This is a genomic window from Sphingomonas sp. AC522, assembly GCF_979258125.1.
Genome location: NZ_OZ409836.1, coordinates 1645232 through 1661548 on the forward strand (window position 1 = coordinate 1645232; position 16317 = coordinate 1661548).

Consider the following 16317-nt stretch of genomic DNA (forward strand, 5'->3'; position numbering starts at 1 on the left):
AATCCATTTAGCGATTCAGAACGGCAGGCCGCGGCCAAGCCGGCGGCGGACGGCGCACCCGGCGCCACTTTCAGCTCCAAAATGCGGAGCCTGGTGTGAACGGACATCCTTTGGAACGCGCATTCGAACTCGCGCGGAGCGGAACCGTCACGTCGATCGACGACATCAAGCGTAAGCTGTCCGCCGAGCATTTCGCCAATGTCGACAGTCATCTGAGCGGCCCGGCGGTGCGCAAGCAACTCAAGGCGCTGATGGACGAGGCGCGCTAGTGGCTGACGGGACGGAGGACCATGGAGGTGCCGGACGGCTCGATTTCGATTTCGTCCAGTTGCGCCAATAGGTCCTCGAACATCCCGTCATCCAAAACGGGGATGTGCCGCGTGAAGGTCGAACCCAAGCGGCGCATGTCGTTCTCCGTGAGAAATCCCACGGCTACTATCCGTTCGCCGGTCACGGTGAAGCTCCTTTGGCCCCCTCAACGTCGCGCGCCGGACATCGTTCAAACCGTTGCGCTATTAACCTACATTATTCGGGCAAACCGGCTTTAGGCGCTCAGGCCCGCCGGCGGTCCACCAGCCAGACGAGCAGCAGTCCGGCGAGGCCCACTCCCAGGCCCCAGATGAAGCCCATCGAAGCCTCGCCTTTGGTCATGCCGACGAACACGCCGACGATCAGGGCGATTGCGAGGATGAAGCCGCCGGCCATGGGAGTGCGAGGTGCGTTTGCCATGCCGCGCCTTTGCCACGCATCGCTGCGCGGCGCCACAATTGATGGTTTAGACCTGCTTCACCTTGTTGCGGCGCGAAAGCTTCAGCTTCCTGTGCGAATTGGAGGGCATGACCTTCAACGAGCCCGGCGCGGCGAGCGCTACCCCCGTGCTTCCCTACCTCGCCGATACACTCCAGGTGGCGGACGCAACGCATCTGATCGCCGCGTTCGGCGACAATGCCGGCTGCGAGGCGGCGGCGCGCGCGGATCATTATCGGGATCTCGGCAATCACATCAATTTCTGCCGCTGGCGCCAGATCGAGCGGCTGATTGTATTGCTGTCGATCGGGCGGGCCGTGGGTACGGTTCATTAAACCTGCCGGAGCGGAAGTCTGGCTTGCGAGTTAGGGCCTGACGTCCACTCGTGAGGCCCGATGACCCTTCCCCAGATGCTGTCCGTCGCCGTGCTCGGCGGGATGATGCTGCTCTTCATCTGGGGGAAGCTGCGCTACGACGTCGTCGCGGTGATCGCGCTGCTCGCGGCGCTGGCGGTAGGGGTGGTCAGCCCCAAGGAAGCGTTTAGCGGCTTTTCGGACGATATCGTAGTGATCGTCGCCTCTGCGCTGGTGCTTTCGGGCGCGGTGCAGCGATCGGGCGTGATCGAAAGCGCGATGCTGATGCTCCAGCGGCGGGTGAGGCGCATCCGCTCGCAATTGCTGCTGCTGTGCGCCAGCGTGGGGTGCGCCTCCGCCCTAGTCAAGAATATTGGCGCGCTGGCGATGATGATGCCGGTGGCGTTTCAGATGGCAAAGCGATCGAACGCCGCTCCCGCGGTGTTTCTGATGCCGATGGCATTCGCGTCACTGCTGGGCGGACTGATCACGCTGATCGGCACTTCGCCCAACATCATCGTCAGCCGGGTGCGCGAGGAGATGACCGGCCAGCCATTCGGCATGTTCGATTATGCGCCGGTAGGGCTGGGGCTCACCGTGATCGGGCTGATCTTCCTGCGCTTCGGCTATCGGCTGCTGCCCCGCGACCGGCGCGCTGCGGCGACGCTCGGCAAATCGCTGGATATCCAGGATTACGTGACCGAGGCGAAGATCTCGCCGGGATCGCCGGCAGTGGACGAGCCGATCGCTGCATTCCTGCAGCGCCATGACGACGATGTTACCGTCACTGCGATCCTGCGCGCCGGCATTCGCAGCGCGCCCTTTCCTGACACCAGGCTGCGAGAAGACGACCTGCTGATCCTGACCGGGGCGCCCGACAGTCTCGAGCGCGTGATCGCTACCGACGGACTCGAACTCGTGGGCCAGCATCGCGACCGGCCCAAGGAGGGCGGCGACGATGTCGGCGTGATCGAGGCGGTGATCAGCACCGGGAGCGTGCTGATCGGCCAGACCGCGGGGCGGCTGCATCTGCACGAGCGCTTCGGCGTAAATCTGATCGCCGTATCGCGGCAGGGCGAGCGGATCGCCAAAAGGCTGGCCGAAGTCCAGCTGCGCGCAGGCGACGTGATCGTACTGCAGGGGCCGCTGGAATTGCTGTTCGAGCGATTGAGCGAACTGGGCTGCCTGCCGCTCGCCGAGCGCACGCTGCGGTTGGGGAGCGCGCGAAAAGGACTGATCCCGCTCGTGGCGCTCGGCGTGGCGATGCTGGCGACGGCGCTTGGCTATGTGCCGGTCGCGGTCGCGTTCTTCGCGGCGGCGGGCCTAGTGATTATCAGCGGCGCGCTGCCGGTGCGCGAAGCTTATAATTATATCGAATGGCCAATTCTGGTGATGCTTGGGGCGCTCATCCCGGTTTCGGATTCGCTGCGCACTACGGGGACGACCGATCTCATCGGCGATCAACTCTCGGCACTGGCATCGGTGCTGCCGCCCTGGGGCGCCGTCGCATTGATCCTCGCTGCGGCGATGGCGGTCACGCCGTTTCTAAACAATGCCGCGACGGTGCTGGTAATGGCGCCGATCGCGGCGACTTTCGCGACTGGGCTGGGGTACAAACCCGAAGCTTTCCTGATGGCGACGGCGGTGGGCGCAGGCTGCGATTTCCTCACGCCGATCGGCCATCAGTGCAACACATTGGTATTCGGGCCCGGTGGCTACCGCTTCGGCGATTATGCGCGGCTGGGTGCGCCCTTGTCGCTGATCGTGTTGCTGGTAGGAACGCCGCTTATCCTATGGGTATGGCCGGTATGACGAAAGCACGCGCAGCACGGTTCGAGCGGACCGGGGGTCCCGAAGTCATCGAATGGGTCGATGTCGATCTTGCGCCACCGGGGCCGGGCGAAGTGCGAATGCGCAACAGCGCGGTGGGGCTTAATTTCATCGACACCTATCACCGTTCGGGTCTCTACCCCATTGCGCTGCCGAGTGGGCTTGGCGGGGAAGCGTCCGGCGTGATCGAAGCGCTGGGCGAGGGCGTCGAGGATTTCGCGGTGGGGGACCGGGTGGCGACTTTCGGCCCGGCGCTGGGCGCGTATTCGACTGCGCGCAATGTGACGGCGGCAACTTTGTTCGCGCTGCCCGATGATGTCAGCGACGAGACTGCGGCGGCAGCATTGCTCAAGGGGTGCACCGCCGAGTTCCTGATCGAGCGCTGTGCGCGGGTGCAGCGGGGATCGACCGTGCTGGTCCATGCCGCGGCGGGTGGCGTCGGGCAGATCGCGGTGCGCTGGCTCAAGGCGATCGGGGCGCAAGTGATCGCGACGGTCGGCAGCGAGGCGAAGATCGCGCTGGCGCGCGATGCGGGAGCGGATCACGTGCTGGTTTCGCGCGGCAAGGGCATTGCCGAGTTCGTGCGCGATGCCACGGCCGGCGTGGGCGTGGATGTCGTGCTCGATGGTGTCGGTAAGGCGACGTGGAAGGAATCGCTCGCCTCGGTCAAAAGGCGCGGGGTGGTGGTCAGCTTCGGCAATGCCAGTGGGGCGGTCGAGGGCGTCGGGCTGACCGAGCTGGCCCGCGCGGGATCGGTCTTCGTCACGCGCCCGACGATGTTCGACTATTATGTCACGCCCGAAGAGCGTGCCGCCGGCAGCGCGCGGCTGTTCGAGATGCTGCGCTCGGGAGCGGTGCGCGCCGACATCGGCCAGCGTTTCGCGCTGGAGGACGCAGCCGACGCGCACCGCGCGCTGGAGGCAGGGAAGACGACGGGATCGACGATCCTGGTGCCTTAAGCCAGCGCGTTCACCAGCGACTTCACTTCCATGAACTCTGCAAGCCCGAACTTGCCGTGCTCGCGGCCATTGCCCGATTGCTTGTAGCCGCCAAAGGGCAAATCGGGGCTCGGCTGGCCGCCATTCACATAGACCATGCCGGCGCGCAGACGCGGTGCGACGCGGCGGACGCCTTCGGGATCGCCGAACAGCACCGCGGAGAGGCCGTAATCGGTGTCGTTGGCGATGCGGATTGCGTCTTCCTCGTCCTTGTAGGGGATGATCGTCACTACGGGGCCGAAGATTTCCTCGCGGGCGATCGTCATGTCGTTGGTCACGCCCGAGAACAAAGTCGGCTTGACGAAATAGCCGGTCTCGACGCCATCGGGGCGGCCGGGTCCGCCGGTCTCCAGCGTCGCGCCTTCCTCCATGCCCTTGGCGATCAGGCCCTGGATCTTGTCCCACTGCGCCTTGTTGACCACCGGGCCGAGATGGCGGCCTTCTTCCGACGGATCGCCGGTCGCGGTGGCCTTCATCATCTCGGCGGCGATTGCCGTCACTTCGGCGGCCTTGCTTTCAGGCACGAGCAGGCGGGCCGGCGCGATGCAGCTCTGCCCCGAATTCATCAGCACCGAGAACAAAGTGCCCTTCACTGCCGCTGCCGGGTCGGCGCTTTCGAGCATCACCGAGGGCGACTTGCCGCCCAATTCCTGATGGACGCGCTTGACCGTGTCGGCAGCGTTCTTGGCGACCATCACGCCCGCGCGGGTCGAGCCGGTGAAGCTGACCATATCGACGCCCTTGTGCGTGGAAAGCGCAGTGCCGACGCCGGGCCCGTCGCCGTTGACGAGGTTGAAGACGCCGGCGGGAACGCCTGCCGCGTCCATCACTTCGGCGAAGATCATCGCGCAGCCCGGGGCTTCCTCGCTGGGCTTGAGGATCATCGTGCAGCCCGCGGCGAGGGCGGGCGCAACCTTGGAGACGATCTGGTTGAGCGGCCAGTTCCACGGCGTGATCATCGCGACCACGCCGATCGGCTCGTGGACGACCAGGCTGCTGCCGATCTGCTCCTCGAACGTGAATTCGCGTAGCGCGCTGATCGCCGACATCAGGTGGCCGATCCCCGAGCCGACCTGCGCAGTGCGTGCGAGGCTGACCGGTGCACCCATTTCCAGGCTGATCGCCTCCGCCATGTCGCCGGCGCGGGCCTTATATTCCTGCAGGATGCGCTCGATCAGCGCGATCCGCTCGTCCACGCTGGTGCGCGAGAAAGTCTCGAAGGCGCGTTTGGCGGCCGCGACTGCCTTGTCGACATCGGCAGCGGATCCCAGCGTGATCTCCGCGGTGGGCGTCTCGGTCGCCGGGTTGATCACGTCATGGCGCGTGCCGCCTTCGCTTTCGACCCATGCGCCGTCGATATAATGGCTGAGATAGCTGCGCATTTACCCGCTCCGATTTTTGAAGTTTCGGTATGCGAGATGGCCCGCCACGCGGGAGGTTGCAAGATGCAACCTAGCCGACGGTGATCATGAACACTTCGCCGGCGATATCGACGATGTAGAGGTTGCCCGCATTGTCCTGGCCGAACGAGGCGAGGCTGTCGATCGTGCCGGCATCTGGCGTGAAATCGGCGTTGCGGCGCTCATATTGCGCGGAGGGGAACAGCGACCCTTGCGTCAGCGATGCCGCGGGCAGCGTCCACAGATTGCCGCTGACGAAATCGCCGAACACATAGAGGCCGGCGAGCGAGGCAACCGGACCGCGATAGACATAGCCGCCCGTGATCGACGAGCCCTGGCGCGGTCCGGTTCCATGGCCATATTGGCTGACCGGTGCCGTGAGCCCGGCGGGCGCCGTGCCGTTATAGGGCTGGGTGCCCTCCAGGAAGCGCCAGCCGAAATTGAGCCCCGGCTGGCTGGTGTTGACGATATTGATCTCCTCGATCGCGTCCTGGCCGACATCGGCGATGATCAGCCGGTTGCCATCGAACGAATTGCGGAAGGGATTTCGCAGGCCATAGGCGAAGATGTAAGGATCGCCGCCGCCGCCGATAAAGGGGTTGCCGGGCGCGGGCGCGAAGGTCGCGCCAACCGAGAGCCGCAGGATCTTGCCAAGCCGGACACTGACGTTCTGGGCGTTGTTGCTCGGATCGCCGCCGCTGCCGCCATCGCCGATCGCATCGTAGAGTAGCCCGTCCGGGCCGAAGCCGATCCAGCCGCCATTATGGTTGTTGGCGGCGGAGTGCGGCGTCGAAAGCGCCAGCCGCATCGCACCAGTGACGACATTATATTCCCGGATCTCGACCGCGCCACCCGCGCCCGTCGCATGGACGAAGACGATGTTCGAGGTGGCGAAATCCGGACGCGCAGCAAGGCCAAGCAGCCCGCGCTCGCCATCCGTGGTTAGCCCGCCGGCCGTGAAGGCGAGCGTCTTCGCGCCGGTCGCGGGGGTGAGGTAATAGACCGCGCCGCCCTTCTCGATGACGAAGACGCGGTTATTGTCGCCGGGAATCGCCGCGACATAGAGCGGCTGGTTGAAGCCCGTGCCCACCCGCTTGACCGCAATGCCTTCGCGGCTGTTGGTCACGGTGACCTGGAGGGTCAGCGTCGAGCTCAGGCTTCCGTCGCTGGCGCCGAGCTGCACTTCATAGATATTGTCGCCGTTCGCGTCGGCCGGCAGCTCGAAATTGGGTGCGGCCACGAAGGTCAGCGCGCCTGCCGCCGTGATCGAGAAGCGCGCGGCATCGGCGCCGCCCGCGACCGAATAGGTGATGGCATTGCCCTGCGCGTCGGTCGCTGCCGCCTGGTAGGAAAGGGCGGCGTTCTCGACGAGCGTTGCGGTGGTAGCGGAAGTGAAACTGGGGGCGGTGTTCGGTGCGGAAGGGGTGGGGGTCGGAGTGCTGCCGCCGCCCGAGCCGCCACCGCCGCTGCATGCGGCGAGGAGGAGCAAAGGGAAGGCAGCGCAGGACCGCATCGCTGCGTAACGATGCGTGGAAGGCTCGGTTCCCAATATCCCTCTCCCGGCGGGAGAGGGATTGGTTACCTCTTCTCCCGCGCCAGCCGGCTCATCAGGATCGCGCTGCGCTTGGCCTGCGCCGCAATGCTCGGCACTTCCAGCCATTCGCCCTCGGCATGCAGCGTGCCGCCGACCGGACCCATTCCGGCAAGCGTATCGGCATAGGCCGCGACGAAGCTCGAATCCGCAGCGCCGCGCTTGGCTGGCGGGAATTCCGGCATCTCAGGCAGACCGAGATCGCGATTGATGGCGTTGACCCGGGTGAGCAGCGCACGGTTGCCTTCGGTCGGCGCCATCGGGGGCGTGTTGTCCTGGAAGGTGAGCGTTGCGCCGGTGCCGGGCAGATGCTTGGCGACGATCGCCTGCATCCTCTGGCGCGCCTTGGCATCCTGGTCCGGGGTGAGGCTGCGCAGGTCGCCGCGCGCGATCGCCTGGGCCGGGATCACATTGGTCTTGCCTGCCGCCTCGACCTTCACCCCGTCCGCGTCGATGCTCGCGGGCGTTCCGCCGGCGATCACGCCGACGTTGAAGGTGAGGTTTTCCTCGCGCAACTCATTCTGCCACGCGGTCAGGATGCGGCTGATCTCGTAGATCGCGCCATAGCCGAGATCAGGGCCGAACACGCTGCCGCCATGGCCGGTCTTGCCGGTGGCGGCGAGTGTCCAGTTATTCGCGCTCCGCCTCGCGACGGTGCCGAATTCCTTGCCGTCCTCCTTGGCCAGGTTTTCGAATTCGAGCGCGACATCGGCCCATTTGCCCGCCTCGATCAGCCCCGCACGCGCGACCGGGATCGGGTCACCGGTCTTCTCTTCGTCGCCGGTAAACATCACCTGGATATCGGCCTGTTTGAGGGTGCCCGCAGCCTGCATCGCCCGCAAAGCCGCGACGATCACTGCGATCCCGCCCTTATCGTCGACCACGCCGGGGCCGACTGCCCGATCACCGTCGCGGCTGAACTTCTGGAATGGCGAAGCTGCTTCGAAGACCGTGTCGACATGCGCGATGAGCAGCATGCGCTTGCCCTTGCCGCTGCCCTTGTGCGTCGCGACGAAATGCCCGGCGCGCTTGGTTTCTGGCAGCTGGATCCATTCGACCTTGAAGCCCAATGCTTCGAATTCGGGGCGCAGCATCTCGCCCATCGCGCGAACGCCCGCGAGGTTCAGCGTGCCGCTATTCTGGTTCACCATCCGCTCGATCAAGGCGAGGGTGCGATCGCTCTCCTTGTCCACCGTGGCGACCATCGCGGCCTCCTGCTTGGAGAGCTGGGCGGCGGCGGGGGTGGCGGCGCAGAGCGCGGCGGCGGCGAGAAGGATACGGAGCATGGGCGCAGCCTAACCGCTTGCCCCGCGCGGTCCAAGGCACTTGTCGCCACGCCATGCGCGTGGGAAGCAGGCGCATGGTCGAGCGCACCTATACGAACCGGGTCTATGCCGAGGGGCTGGGCCGTGCCTTTGGCGGCGCCATCATCTTCGGCTTGCCGCTGCTGATGACGATGGAGATGTGGTCAATCGGCCTTTATGTCCATCCGCTGCGGCTGCTGCTGTTCCTCCTGCTTAATTTCGTTGTGCTGATCTTCCTCTCGCGCTTTGGCGGGTTCGAAAAGACCACGACCTTCATCGAGGATGTGCTCGATGCGCTTGCGGCGTACGGCGTCGGCATACTTTCTTCGGCGGCGATACTCTCGCTGTTCGGCCTGCTGACGCCGGGCATGCCGCTCGCGGAACTGGCGGGGATGATCGCGATACAGTGCGTGCCCGCGAGCTTCGGGGCGATGATCGCGCGCAAGCAATTGAGCGCAGGCGATGCGGATGAGGACGAGGAAAAGGCCGCGCGCTCGGCGGGCTATGGCGGGCAATTGTTCCTGATGCTGGCGGGGGCGCTGTTCCTTGCCTTCAACGTTGCGCCGACCGAGGAGATGATCCTGATCGGCTTCAAGATGTCCGCCGTGCAGAGTTTGTTGCTGATGCTGGGATCGATAGTCGCGCTTCACTTGCTCGTCTTCGCCATCGGCTTTGCCGGGCAGAAGGACGCGCCGGAGGGCTATGGCTTGGTGCGGCGCTTCGTGATCTTCACGATACCCGGCTATGCGATCGCGCTGGTCGTCAGCCTCTACGTTCTGTGGACCTTCGGTCGCGCCGACGGCGGCGATCTGGCGGGGATCGCCAGCACGGCGGTAGTGCTCGCATTCCCGGGCGCGATCGGCGCTGCGATCGCCCGACTGGTGATCTAGGAGAAGATATGGCTCAGGAAGTGAAGGGCGTCGCCAATACCCCACCGCTCGAATGGATCGCGGCGGCTATCGGGCTTGCGCTGACCCTTGCGGTAGCGGGGGTGATCGCGCGAGACGCCTTTGCGGGGCGGGGGTCGGATCTCCCGGCGATTGAAGTGCGTGTACTGCGCGTCGTGCCCAGCGCGGCGGGGCATGTCGTCGAGTTTGAGGCGGTCAATTCGGGCGCCGGGACCGCGGCTGCAGTGACGGTCGAGGGGAAAGCAGGCCACGAAACCAGCATGGCGACCCTCGATTATGTCGCGGGCCATGCCAGCACCAAGGGCGGGCTGTTCTTCCGGCAGGATCCCCGCGCCGGCTTGGAACTGCGCGCGACTGGCTTTCAGACGCCCTGACATGAAAAGGGCGCCCGGATCGCTCCGGACGCCCCTTCAACCTGCCTGACGGAATCAGGCGCTATAGTACATGTCGTATTCGACCGGGCTCGGAGTCATCTCCCAGCGCGCCACGTCGCCGCGCTTGATCTCGATATAAGCGGCGATCTGGTCGCGGGTGAAGACGTCGCCCTTGAGCAGATAATCCTGATCGGCTTCGAGACTGTCGAGTGCTTCGCGGAGCGAGGCGCAGACCGTGGGGACCTGCTCGAGTTCTGCCGGGGGCAGATCGTAGAGGTTCTTGTCCATCGGATCGCCTGGATGGATACGATTCTGGATGCCGTCCAGGCCCGCCATCAGCAAAGCCGCATAGCAGAGATACGGGTTCGCCAGTGCGTCCGGGAAGCGGAATTCGACGCGCTTGGCCTTGCTGCCCGCACCATAAGGGATGCGGCACGAGGCCGAGCGGTTACGGCTCGAATAAGCAAGCAGCACGGGCGCTTCATAACCCGGGACCAGGCGCTTGTAGCTGTTGGTCGAGGGATTGGTGAAGGCGTTCAGCGACTTGGCGTGCTTGATCACGCCGCCGATGAAATAGAGGCACATGTCGCTGAGGCCGGCGTAGCCATTGCCGGCGAAGAGCGGGTTGCCCTTGTCCCAGATCGAAAAGTGCGTGTGCATCCCCGAGCCGTTATCTTCCTTGATCGGCTTGGGCATGAAGGTCGCAGTCTTACCATAAGCATGCGCGACCTGGTGGACGACATACTTATAGATCTGCATGCGATCGGCGGTCTGAACCAGCGTGCCATAGGTCAGGCCAAGCTCATGCTGCGCGGCCGCGACTTCGTGGTGATGCTTGTCGCAGGGCAGCCCCATCTCGATCATCGTCGAGACCATTTCGCCGCGGATATCGACCGCCGAATCGACCGGCGCGACGGGGAAATAGCCGCCCTTCGCGCGGGGGCGATGGCCCATATTGCCGCCTTCATATTCGCGGCCCGAATTGCCCGGCAATTCGATATCGTCGATCTTGTAATAGCTCGCGGAATAGCTGTTCTCGAAGCGGACGTCGTCGAACATGAAGAATTCGGCCTCGGGACCGACATAGACGGTGTCGCCGATGCCGAGCGTCTGGAGATAGGCTTCCGAGCGCTTCGCGGTCGAGCGCGGGTCGCGCGAATAAAGCTCGCCGGTCGAGGGCTCGACCACGTCGCAGACCAGGATTAGCATCGGCGTTGCCGAGAAGGGATCGATCCAGACCGCGTCGAGATCGGGCTTGAGGATCATGTCGCTCTCGTTGATCGCCTTCCAGCCCTCGATCGAGGAGCCGTCGAACATCAGCCCGTCGGTCAGCTCGTCCTCGCCGACCACGGAAGCGACCATGGTGAGGTGCTGCCATTTGCCCTTGGGATCGGTGAAGCGCAGATCGATCCACTCGATCTCGTTCTCCTTGACCATCTTCAGAACGTCGCTGGCCGAATTCGCCATTTTGGAAACCCTTTCGCTTTGTAATGCAGGCCCTTGCGGGCGATATTGATTAGATTGCGTTCTCGTTGCGCTCGCCGGTGCGGATGCGCAGTGCGGTCTCGACCGGGATGACGAAGATCTTGCCGTCGCCGATGCGCCCGGTCTGCGCCGCGGCGGCGATCGCCTCGACCACGCGCTCGGCAAGCGCATCCTCGACGACGACCTCGAGCTTCACCTTGGGAAGAAAGTCGACGACATATTCCGCGCCGCGATACAGTTCGGTATGCCCCTTCTGGCGGCCGAAACCCTTGGCCTCGGTCACGGTGATGCCGCTGACGCCGACTTCGTGCAGCGCTTCCTTCACTTCATCGAGCTTGAACGGCTTGATGATCGCTTCGATCTTTTTCACGCGCTTGATACCCCGCTGGAATTCGGACGAACCCTTCTTCCCCATCGCGCGTCTTACAACAAGCGTGCCAGCCTGATTCCGCGATCTTCCCCAGCGCGAGAGCATAGTGGGCGAGTTAACAACTGCCTAACAAACGGGCACAACGCTGCTGCCTGCCCGATTGCGTGGCATAAGACGGGAACAATGAGTCCTGATCTGTGTTATAGGCGTTGTGAGACGTGGGGTGCGTGTATGCAGCTTCTGCCCATGGATGTGCCCGCCGAGATCCATCGCTGGGTGGCGCTGGACGCGCAGGACGTGGTCGTCGCGAGAGGGCCGCTCGTCATTATGGCGCATGGGCTGATGGCGCTCGATCCCAATGAGCGCGGCACATGCTGGATCAGCACCGCGGCCGGCGACCTTACGCCCGGAGAAGCCGAGGAAGCGCTACGCGGCTGGTCGAAGCGGCACTGAGCAGCTCAATAAGGCGGCGCGTTCAGGCCCTTGGGGCTTTGTGTGAAGATCTCGCAGCCGGCTTCGGTGATTCCGATAGAATGCTCGAACTGCGCCGATAGCGAGCGGTCGCGCGTCACTGCGGTCCAGCCGTCATCGAGCAGCTTCACGTCGGGACGGCCGATATTGATCATCGGCTCGACGGTGAAGATCATGCCGGGGCGCAGCTCGGGGCCGGTGCCGGGGCGGCCGACATGGACGACTTCGGGCGCATCGTGGAAAAGCTGGCCGACGCCGTGTCCGCAGAAGTCGCGGACCACGCCGTAGCGATGCTTTTCGGCATGGGTCTGGATCGCGTGGCTGATGTCGCCGAGATGGTTGCCGGGCCTGGCCTGCTCCAGCCCGAGCATCAGGCACTCATAGGTCACGTCGACGAGACGCTTGGCCTTGATCGCTACGTCGCCGACCAGAAACATCCGACTGGTGTCGCCGTGCCAGCCATCGACCATCGGCGTGACGTCGATATTGACGATGTCGCCGTCCTTGAGCGTTTTTTCGCTCGGGATGCCGTGGCAGACGACATGATTGATCGAGATGCAGCAGCTATGCGTGTAGCCGCGATAGCCGAGCGTCGCCGGTACGCCGCCGCCTGCGATCGACATCTCGCGAACGATATCGTCGAGCTCCGCGGTGGTCACGCCGGGAACGACATGGGGGACCAGCGCATCGAGGATTTCCGCGGCCAGCCGGCCCGCGCGGCGCATGCCCTCGAAACCCTCGGGCCCGTGCAGCTTGATCGCGTTGCTGCGGATGCGCGGCATGTCCGCCGTGACGGCTACATATTCGGTCATGGCGCGCGATATAGGCGTTTGCGCGGGGCTTTGCGAGGGCGTACGCAGCGCGGATGAGCGAGCGCGTCTGGACTGCTGCACTGTTGGTGATCGGCGACGAGATCCTCTCGGGGCGCACGCAGGACAAGAACATCGCACAGCTCGCCACGTGGCTAAACGTGCAGGGAATCCGCCTCAGCGAAGTGCGCGTGGTGCCCGATGTGCAGGACGCGATCGTCGAGGCAGTGAACGCCTTGCGCGTGCGCAACGACTATCTCTTCACCACCGGCGGGATCGGCCCGACGCATGACGACATCACCGTCGATGCGATCGCGGCCGCGTTGGGCGTGGGGGTCGTCATCCACCCGAGCGCGCGGGCGACGCTTGAGCGCTATTACGAGACCCGCGGCGGGATCACCGATGCCCGGCTGCGCATGGCGCGTGTGCCCGAAGGCGCCGAACTGATCGTCAATCGCGTATCGGGCGCACCGGGCATCCGCATTGGCAACATCTTCATTCTGGCAGGCGTGCCGCACATCGCGGCCGGAATGCTCGACGCGCTGACGGGCACGCTGGAGGGCGGGTTGCCGGTGCTTTCGCGCACCGTGGGAAGCTGGGTCGCCGAGAGCGAAATCGCCGATTTTCTGGGGCAGACCGAGCGCGCCTATCAGGACGTGGCGATCGGCAGCTATCCCTTCTTCCGCGACGGGCGGACGGGGGCGAATTTCGTAGTGCGCGCGACGGATCAGGCCGTGCTCGATGCCTGTGCCGATGCGTTGATGGCGGGGCTGGAAGGCAAGGGATACGAAGCCATAGACGGCGGCATTTAATTTCCGGGGGGAAAATGACGGATACTAGCAAGCGGCCATTCGGCTTCTGGACGGCGACTGCGCTCGTCATCGGCAACATGATCGGATCGGGCTTCTTCGCGCTTCCCGCGCAGCTTGCGCCGTTCGGCTTCACCAGCGTCGCGGCCTGGGCGGCGGCGATTGCGGGGGCAATGGTGATTGCATGGGTCATCGCTGGCCTGTCGCGCGCGATGCCCGAGGCGACGGGGACGCTGGCGATCTGCGCGAAGGTACTGGGGCCATTGCCGGGCGTGCTGATCGGCTGGAGCTTTTGGGTGGGCGTGTGGTCTGCCAACGCCTTCATCGCGCTGACGGCGGTGCGCTATCTGGCGGTGTTCTGGCCCCCGCTCGCGGCTTCGGCGCTGACCCTGGTGCTAGGCGCTGTGGTGCTGTTGTGGCTGATCACCTTGCTCAATCTGCGTGGCGCGCCCGCGGCGGGGCGCTTCCAGGTGGCAACGACGCTGATCAAGCTGCTTCCGCTGGTCGCGATCATCGTGCTGCTCGGGCAATTGGGGGTGGGCGGCGATCTCGCGCTGGATGCGCACCCGCACGCACCCTTCGATCCGGCACAACTGGCGCCGGCGGTGACGATGGCGTTCTTCGCGATGGTCGGCTTCGAATGCGCGGGCGTGGCGGCCGAGCGGGTCCGCGATCCGGGCCGCACGGTCACCCGTGCGACGCTCACCGGAGTCGGGCTGACCGGGCTGATCTATCTGATCGCCTGTTCGGGGATCATCTTCGCGATGCCGCAGGAAATCGTGGCGGGCGCCAATGCGCCGGTCGCCTTGTTCGTCGAGACCTTCTGGGGGCGCGGCGCCGGGCTGGCAGTGGCGGGCTTCGCCGCGGTGGCGGCGATCGGCGCGCTCAACGGCTGGGTGCTGCTCCAGGGCGAAGTGCCGCTCGGCATGGCGCGCGCGGGCGTGGTCCCCGCGGCGATCGGGCGAACCAGCCGCCGCGACGTGCCGGTGGGGGCGCTGATCGCGTCGACGATATTGGCGAGCGTGCTGATCCTCAGCAACGCCTCACGCGAGACCTCGGCGATCTACGATTTCATGCTGCGCGTGACGACCGCCGCGACCTTGTGGTTCTATGCGGGGGCATGCGTTTCCGCGCTGGTGATCGGGGTAGCGCGGCCGGCGGCGGCGGTGGGGCTGGTCTTCGCGCTATGGGCGATCTGGGGGGCGGGGACCGAGGCGGTGGTGCTCAGCCTGTTGCTAATGGCGACTGCGGTGCCGCTCTATTTCCTGGCGCGGCGATCAACGAAACAGCCGTCCCAGCAAGCTCCGGCCGCGTAGGATCTCGCGCGCGGCGTTGTGCCCTGGCGCGCCGGTGACGCCCCCGCCGGGATGCGCGCCCGAGCCGCACATATATAGCCCCGCGATTGGCCCGCGATAATCGCCATGCCCGAGCACTGGTCGCGCCGCCCAGAGCTGATCGAGCGACATGTGCCCGTGCATGATGTCGCCGCCGATCAGCCCGAACTTGCGCTCCAGATCGAGCGGGGAATGGATTTGGCGGGCGATGATCGAAGATTTGAAATTGGGCGCGTGCTTCGTCACCGTGTCGATGATCCGGTCGGCCGCAGCTTCGCGATGCGTGTCCCAATCATGGCCCGGCGCGAACTGCTGGCAGAAGAGCGCGGCAACATGTTGGCCGGGCGGGGCGAGGCTGTCATCGACCGTGGAGGGGATGGTGATCTCGACGATAGGCTCGTCGGACATGCCGTTCGCCTTCGCGCTGGTAAAAGCGCGGTCCATATAATCGAGCGTCGGGCAGATCATGATGCCGGCATTGTGGTGTTCGCCCTTGCCGGGGAGCACGGTGAAGTCGGGCAGCTCCGAGAGCGCGACGTTCATCCGGAAGGTGCCCGAGCCGGCCTTGAAATGGTCGATACGCCGCGCGAAGTCGGCGGGCATGTCGGTACGGTCGACAAGCTGGCGGTAGAGCAAGGCGGGGCCGACATTGGCCGCGACGATCTTTGCCGCGATCTCCTCGCCGCTTTCCAGCCGGACGCCCGCGACCTTGCCCCCATCCACCAGCAGCTTCGCAACCGGCGCTTCGAGGCTGATCTCGACCCCCGCCTCGACACATGCCTCGGCCATCAGCTGGGTGATCGTGCCCATCCCCCCGATGCTGTGCCCCCAGGCGCCCTTCTTGCCATTCACTTCGCCGAAGACGTGGTGGAGCAAAACATAAGCGCTGCCGGGCGTATCGGGGCTGGCATAATTGCCGACGACGGCGTCGAAGCCGAACGCGGCCTTGATATAGTCGTTCTCGAACCAGCTATCGAGAAAGTCGCGCGCCGATTTGACGAACAGGTCCATCGTGTCGCGCTGCGCTTCCAAACTCATGCCCGCGAGCTTACGTCCCTGCCCGGCCGCGGCGAGCAGCGCGCGAATTCCGCCGCCTGCATTCGGGGGCGTCTTGAGCGCCATGTCGCGCAACACTTCGGCTACGCGCTCCAGCGCCGCCTCATAGCCCGCAAGCGCTTCGGCATCCTTGTTCGAAAAGCGTGCGAACTCGGCGCGGGTGCGCTCGGGCCCGCCGCCGATTTTCAGATAGCCTCCGTCATGCGGCAGGAAATTCGAAATCTGTCGCTCGATGACGCGCCAGCCGCGCTCGTAGAGCCGCATGTCGGCGATGACCTTGGGGCGGAGCAGGCTGACGGTGTAGCTCGCGGTGGAGTTGCGGAAGCCCGGCGCGAATTCCTCGGTGACTGCCGCGCCGCCGACCACATGCCGCCGCTCGAGCACGCGTACCTTCATCCCGGCGCGCGCCAGATAGAATGCGCAGACGAGCCCGTTATGCCCGCCACCGATGATCAGGGCATCGTAGCGGGCAGTCATG

Annotated in this window: 18 protein-coding genes; 9 read left to right on the forward strand and 9 right to left on the reverse strand. The window is 65.1% G+C overall.

The genetic code is table 11. The features are described from left to right. The first annotated feature begins 95 nt into the window (after positions 1-95). Positions 96-269: a hypothetical protein gene (locus ACZZZM_RS08020; protein WP_463594582.1), complete on the forward strand. Its 174-nt coding sequence runs from the start codon at positions 96-98 to the stop codon at positions 267-269. Here the strand turns inward: ACZZZM_RS08020 and ACZZZM_RS08025 are convergent. Both ACZZZM_RS08025 and ACZZZM_RS08030 read right to left on the reverse strand, forming a co-directional pair. Continuing rightward, entirely contained in the window at positions 266-454 is a 189-nt protein-coding gene (locus ACZZZM_RS08025; protein WP_463594583.1) for a hypothetical protein, read from the reverse strand. The two genes, ACZZZM_RS08020 and ACZZZM_RS08025, sit on opposite strands and share 4 nt — an antisense overlap. Positions 455-552: 98 nt before the next feature. Beyond that, positions 553-729, reverse strand: a complete 177-nt coding sequence (locus ACZZZM_RS08030) for a hypothetical protein (RefSeq protein WP_463594584.1) — start codon at positions 727-729, stop codon at positions 553-555. 107 nt (positions 730-836) lie between these two features. Here ACZZZM_RS08030 and ACZZZM_RS08035 point away from each other — a divergent pair, with 107 nt between their 5' ends. Genes ACZZZM_RS08035 through ACZZZM_RS08045 form a run of 3 tightly spaced genes read left to right on the forward strand, consistent with a single transcriptional unit; the run spans position 837 to position 3889 of the window. Continuing rightward, positions 837-1082: a hypothetical protein gene (locus ACZZZM_RS08035; RefSeq protein ID WP_463596407.1), complete on the forward strand. Its 246-nt coding sequence runs from the start codon at positions 837-839 to the stop codon at positions 1080-1082. 60 nt (positions 1083-1142) lie between these two features. Next, positions 1143-2912: an SLC13 family permease gene (locus ACZZZM_RS08040; protein ID WP_463594585.1), complete on the forward strand. Its 1770-nt coding sequence runs from the start codon at positions 1143-1145 to the stop codon at positions 2910-2912. Next, complete coding sequence (locus ACZZZM_RS08045) at positions 2909-3889, forward strand: quinone oxidoreductase family protein (protein ID WP_463594586.1); 981 nt, start codon at positions 2909-2911, stop codon at positions 3887-3889. The genes ACZZZM_RS08040 and ACZZZM_RS08045 overlap by 4 nt, the downstream gene beginning before the upstream one ends. Here ACZZZM_RS08045 and ACZZZM_RS08050 read toward each other — a convergent pair. The 3 genes from ACZZZM_RS08050 to ACZZZM_RS08060 form a co-directional block, all read right to left on the reverse strand. Continuing rightward, a complete protein-coding gene (locus tag ACZZZM_RS08050; protein WP_463594587.1) occupies positions 3886-5310 on the reverse strand; it encodes an aldehyde dehydrogenase family protein in 1425 nt (474 codons plus the stop codon). The two genes, ACZZZM_RS08045 and ACZZZM_RS08050, sit on opposite strands and share 4 nt — an antisense overlap. A gap of 70 nt (positions 5311-5380) precedes the next feature. After that, entirely contained in the window at positions 5381-6841 is a 1461-nt protein-coding gene (locus ACZZZM_RS08055) for a PQQ-dependent sugar dehydrogenase (RefSeq protein WP_463594588.1), read from the reverse strand. Between the two features lie 65 nt (positions 6842-6906). Beyond that, positions 6907-8205 carry a M20/M25/M40 family metallo-hydrolase gene (locus tag ACZZZM_RS08060; protein WP_463594589.1) on the reverse strand — a complete coding sequence of 433 codons (1299 nt, stop codon included), beginning with the start codon at positions 8203-8205 and terminating at the stop codon, positions 6907-6909. Between the two features lie 53 nt (positions 8206-8258). On the opposite strand from ACZZZM_RS08060, the gene ACZZZM_RS08065 reads away from it, so the two are divergent. Further along, positions 8259-9113, forward strand: a complete 855-nt coding sequence (locus ACZZZM_RS08065) for a TIGR02587 family membrane protein (RefSeq protein ID WP_463594590.1) — start codon at positions 8259-8261, stop codon at positions 9111-9113. An 8-nt stretch (positions 9114-9121) separates the two neighbouring features. After that, complete coding sequence (locus ACZZZM_RS08070) at positions 9122-9505, forward strand: hypothetical protein (RefSeq protein ID WP_463594591.1); 384 nt, start codon at positions 9122-9124, stop codon at positions 9503-9505. Between the two features lie 54 nt (positions 9506-9559). On the opposite strand, the gene glnA is transcribed toward ACZZZM_RS08070, so the two are convergent. Together glnA and ACZZZM_RS08080 are read right to left on the reverse strand one after the other, a co-directional pair. Continuing rightward, positions 9560-10972: a type I glutamate--ammonia ligase gene (gene glnA, locus ACZZZM_RS08075; RefSeq protein WP_463594592.1), complete on the reverse strand. Its 1413-nt coding sequence runs from the start codon at positions 10970-10972 to the stop codon at positions 9560-9562. A 49-nt stretch (positions 10973-11021) separates the two neighbouring features. After that, positions 11022-11360, reverse strand: a complete 339-nt coding sequence (locus ACZZZM_RS08080; protein WP_294092475.1) for a P-II family nitrogen regulator — start codon at positions 11358-11360, stop codon at positions 11022-11024. Between the two features lie 231 nt (positions 11361-11591). Between ACZZZM_RS08080 and ACZZZM_RS08085 the strand changes: the two genes are divergently transcribed. Then, positions 11592-11813: a hypothetical protein gene (locus ACZZZM_RS08085; protein WP_463594593.1), complete on the forward strand. Its 222-nt coding sequence runs from the start codon at positions 11592-11594 to the stop codon at positions 11811-11813. Positions 11814-11818: 5 nt separating this feature from the next. Here the strand turns inward: ACZZZM_RS08085 and map are convergent, their stop codons facing one another. Then, positions 11819-12643: a type I methionyl aminopeptidase gene (gene map / locus ACZZZM_RS08090; protein ID WP_463594594.1), complete on the reverse strand. Its 825-nt coding sequence runs from the start codon at positions 12641-12643 to the stop codon at positions 11819-11821. Between the two features lie 53 nt (positions 12644-12696). On the opposite strand from map, the gene ACZZZM_RS08095 reads away from it, so the two are divergent. Next, on the forward strand, positions 12697-13452 hold the full coding sequence (locus ACZZZM_RS08095) for a competence/damage-inducible protein A (protein ID WP_463594595.1): 756 nt from the start codon (positions 12697-12699) through the stop codon (positions 13450-13452). Between the two features lie 14 nt (positions 13453-13466). Beyond that, the gene (locus ACZZZM_RS08100) at positions 13467-14765 is read left to right on the forward strand and encodes an APC family permease (RefSeq protein ID WP_463594596.1); all 1299 of its coding nucleotides are present in this window, start codon (positions 13467-13469) and stop codon (positions 14763-14765) included. Here ACZZZM_RS08100 and ACZZZM_RS08105 read toward each other — a convergent pair. Further along, the gene (locus tag ACZZZM_RS08105; protein ID WP_463594597.1) at positions 14727-16316 is read right to left on the reverse strand and encodes a phytoene desaturase family protein; all 1590 of its coding nucleotides are present in this window, start codon (positions 16314-16316) and stop codon (positions 14727-14729) included. The genes ACZZZM_RS08100 and ACZZZM_RS08105 overlap by 39 nt on opposite strands. Position 16317 lies beyond the last annotated feature (1 nt).

Coding starts and splice junctions, on each gene's coding strand:
- ACZZZM_RS08085 (WP_463594593.1), top strand. CDS start 11,592: ATGCAGCTTCTGCCCATGGATGTGCCCGCCGAGATCCATCGCTGGGTG.
- ACZZZM_RS08050 (WP_463594587.1), bottom strand. CDS start 5,310: ATGCGCAGCTATCTCAGCCATTATATCGACGGCGCATGGGTCGAAAGC.
- ACZZZM_RS08055 (WP_463594588.1), bottom strand. CDS start 6,841: ATGCGGTCCTGCGCTGCCTTCCCTTTGCTCCTCCTCGCCGCATGCAGC.
- map (WP_463594594.1), bottom strand. CDS start 12,643: ATGACCGAATATGTAGCCGTCACGGCGGACATGCCGCGCATCCGCAGC.
- ACZZZM_RS08100 (WP_463594596.1), top strand. CDS start 13,467: ATGACGGATACTAGCAAGCGGCCATTCGGCTTCTGGACGGCGACTGCG.
- ACZZZM_RS08035 (WP_463596407.1), top strand. CDS start 837: ATGACCTTCAACGAGCCCGGCGCGGCGAGCGCTACCCCCGTGCTTCCC.
- ACZZZM_RS08045 (WP_463594586.1), top strand. CDS start 2,909: ATGACGAAAGCACGCGCAGCACGGTTCGAGCGGACCGGGGGTCCCGAA.
- ACZZZM_RS08065 (WP_463594590.1), top strand. CDS start 8,259: ATGCGCGTGGGAAGCAGGCGCATGGTCGAGCGCACCTATACGAACCGG.
- glnA (WP_463594592.1), bottom strand. CDS start 10,972: ATGGCGAATTCGGCCAGCGACGTTCTGAAGATGGTCAAGGAGAACGAG.
- ACZZZM_RS08070 (WP_463594591.1), top strand. CDS start 9,122: ATGGCTCAGGAAGTGAAGGGCGTCGCCAATACCCCACCGCTCGAATGG.
- ACZZZM_RS08060 (WP_463594589.1), bottom strand. CDS start 8,205: ATGCTCCGTATCCTTCTCGCCGCCGCCGCGCTCTGCGCCGCCACCCCC.
- ACZZZM_RS08030 (WP_463594584.1), bottom strand. CDS start 729: ATGGCAAACGCACCTCGCACTCCCATGGCCGGCGGCTTCATCCTCGCA.
- ACZZZM_RS08040 (WP_463594585.1), top strand. CDS start 1,143: ATGACCCTTCCCCAGATGCTGTCCGTCGCCGTGCTCGGCGGGATGATG.
- ACZZZM_RS08095 (WP_463594595.1), top strand. CDS start 12,697: ATGAGCGAGCGCGTCTGGACTGCTGCACTGTTGGTGATCGGCGACGAG.
- ACZZZM_RS08105 (WP_463594597.1), bottom strand. CDS start 16,316: ATGACTGCCCGCTACGATGCCCTGATCATCGGTGGCGGGCATAACGGG.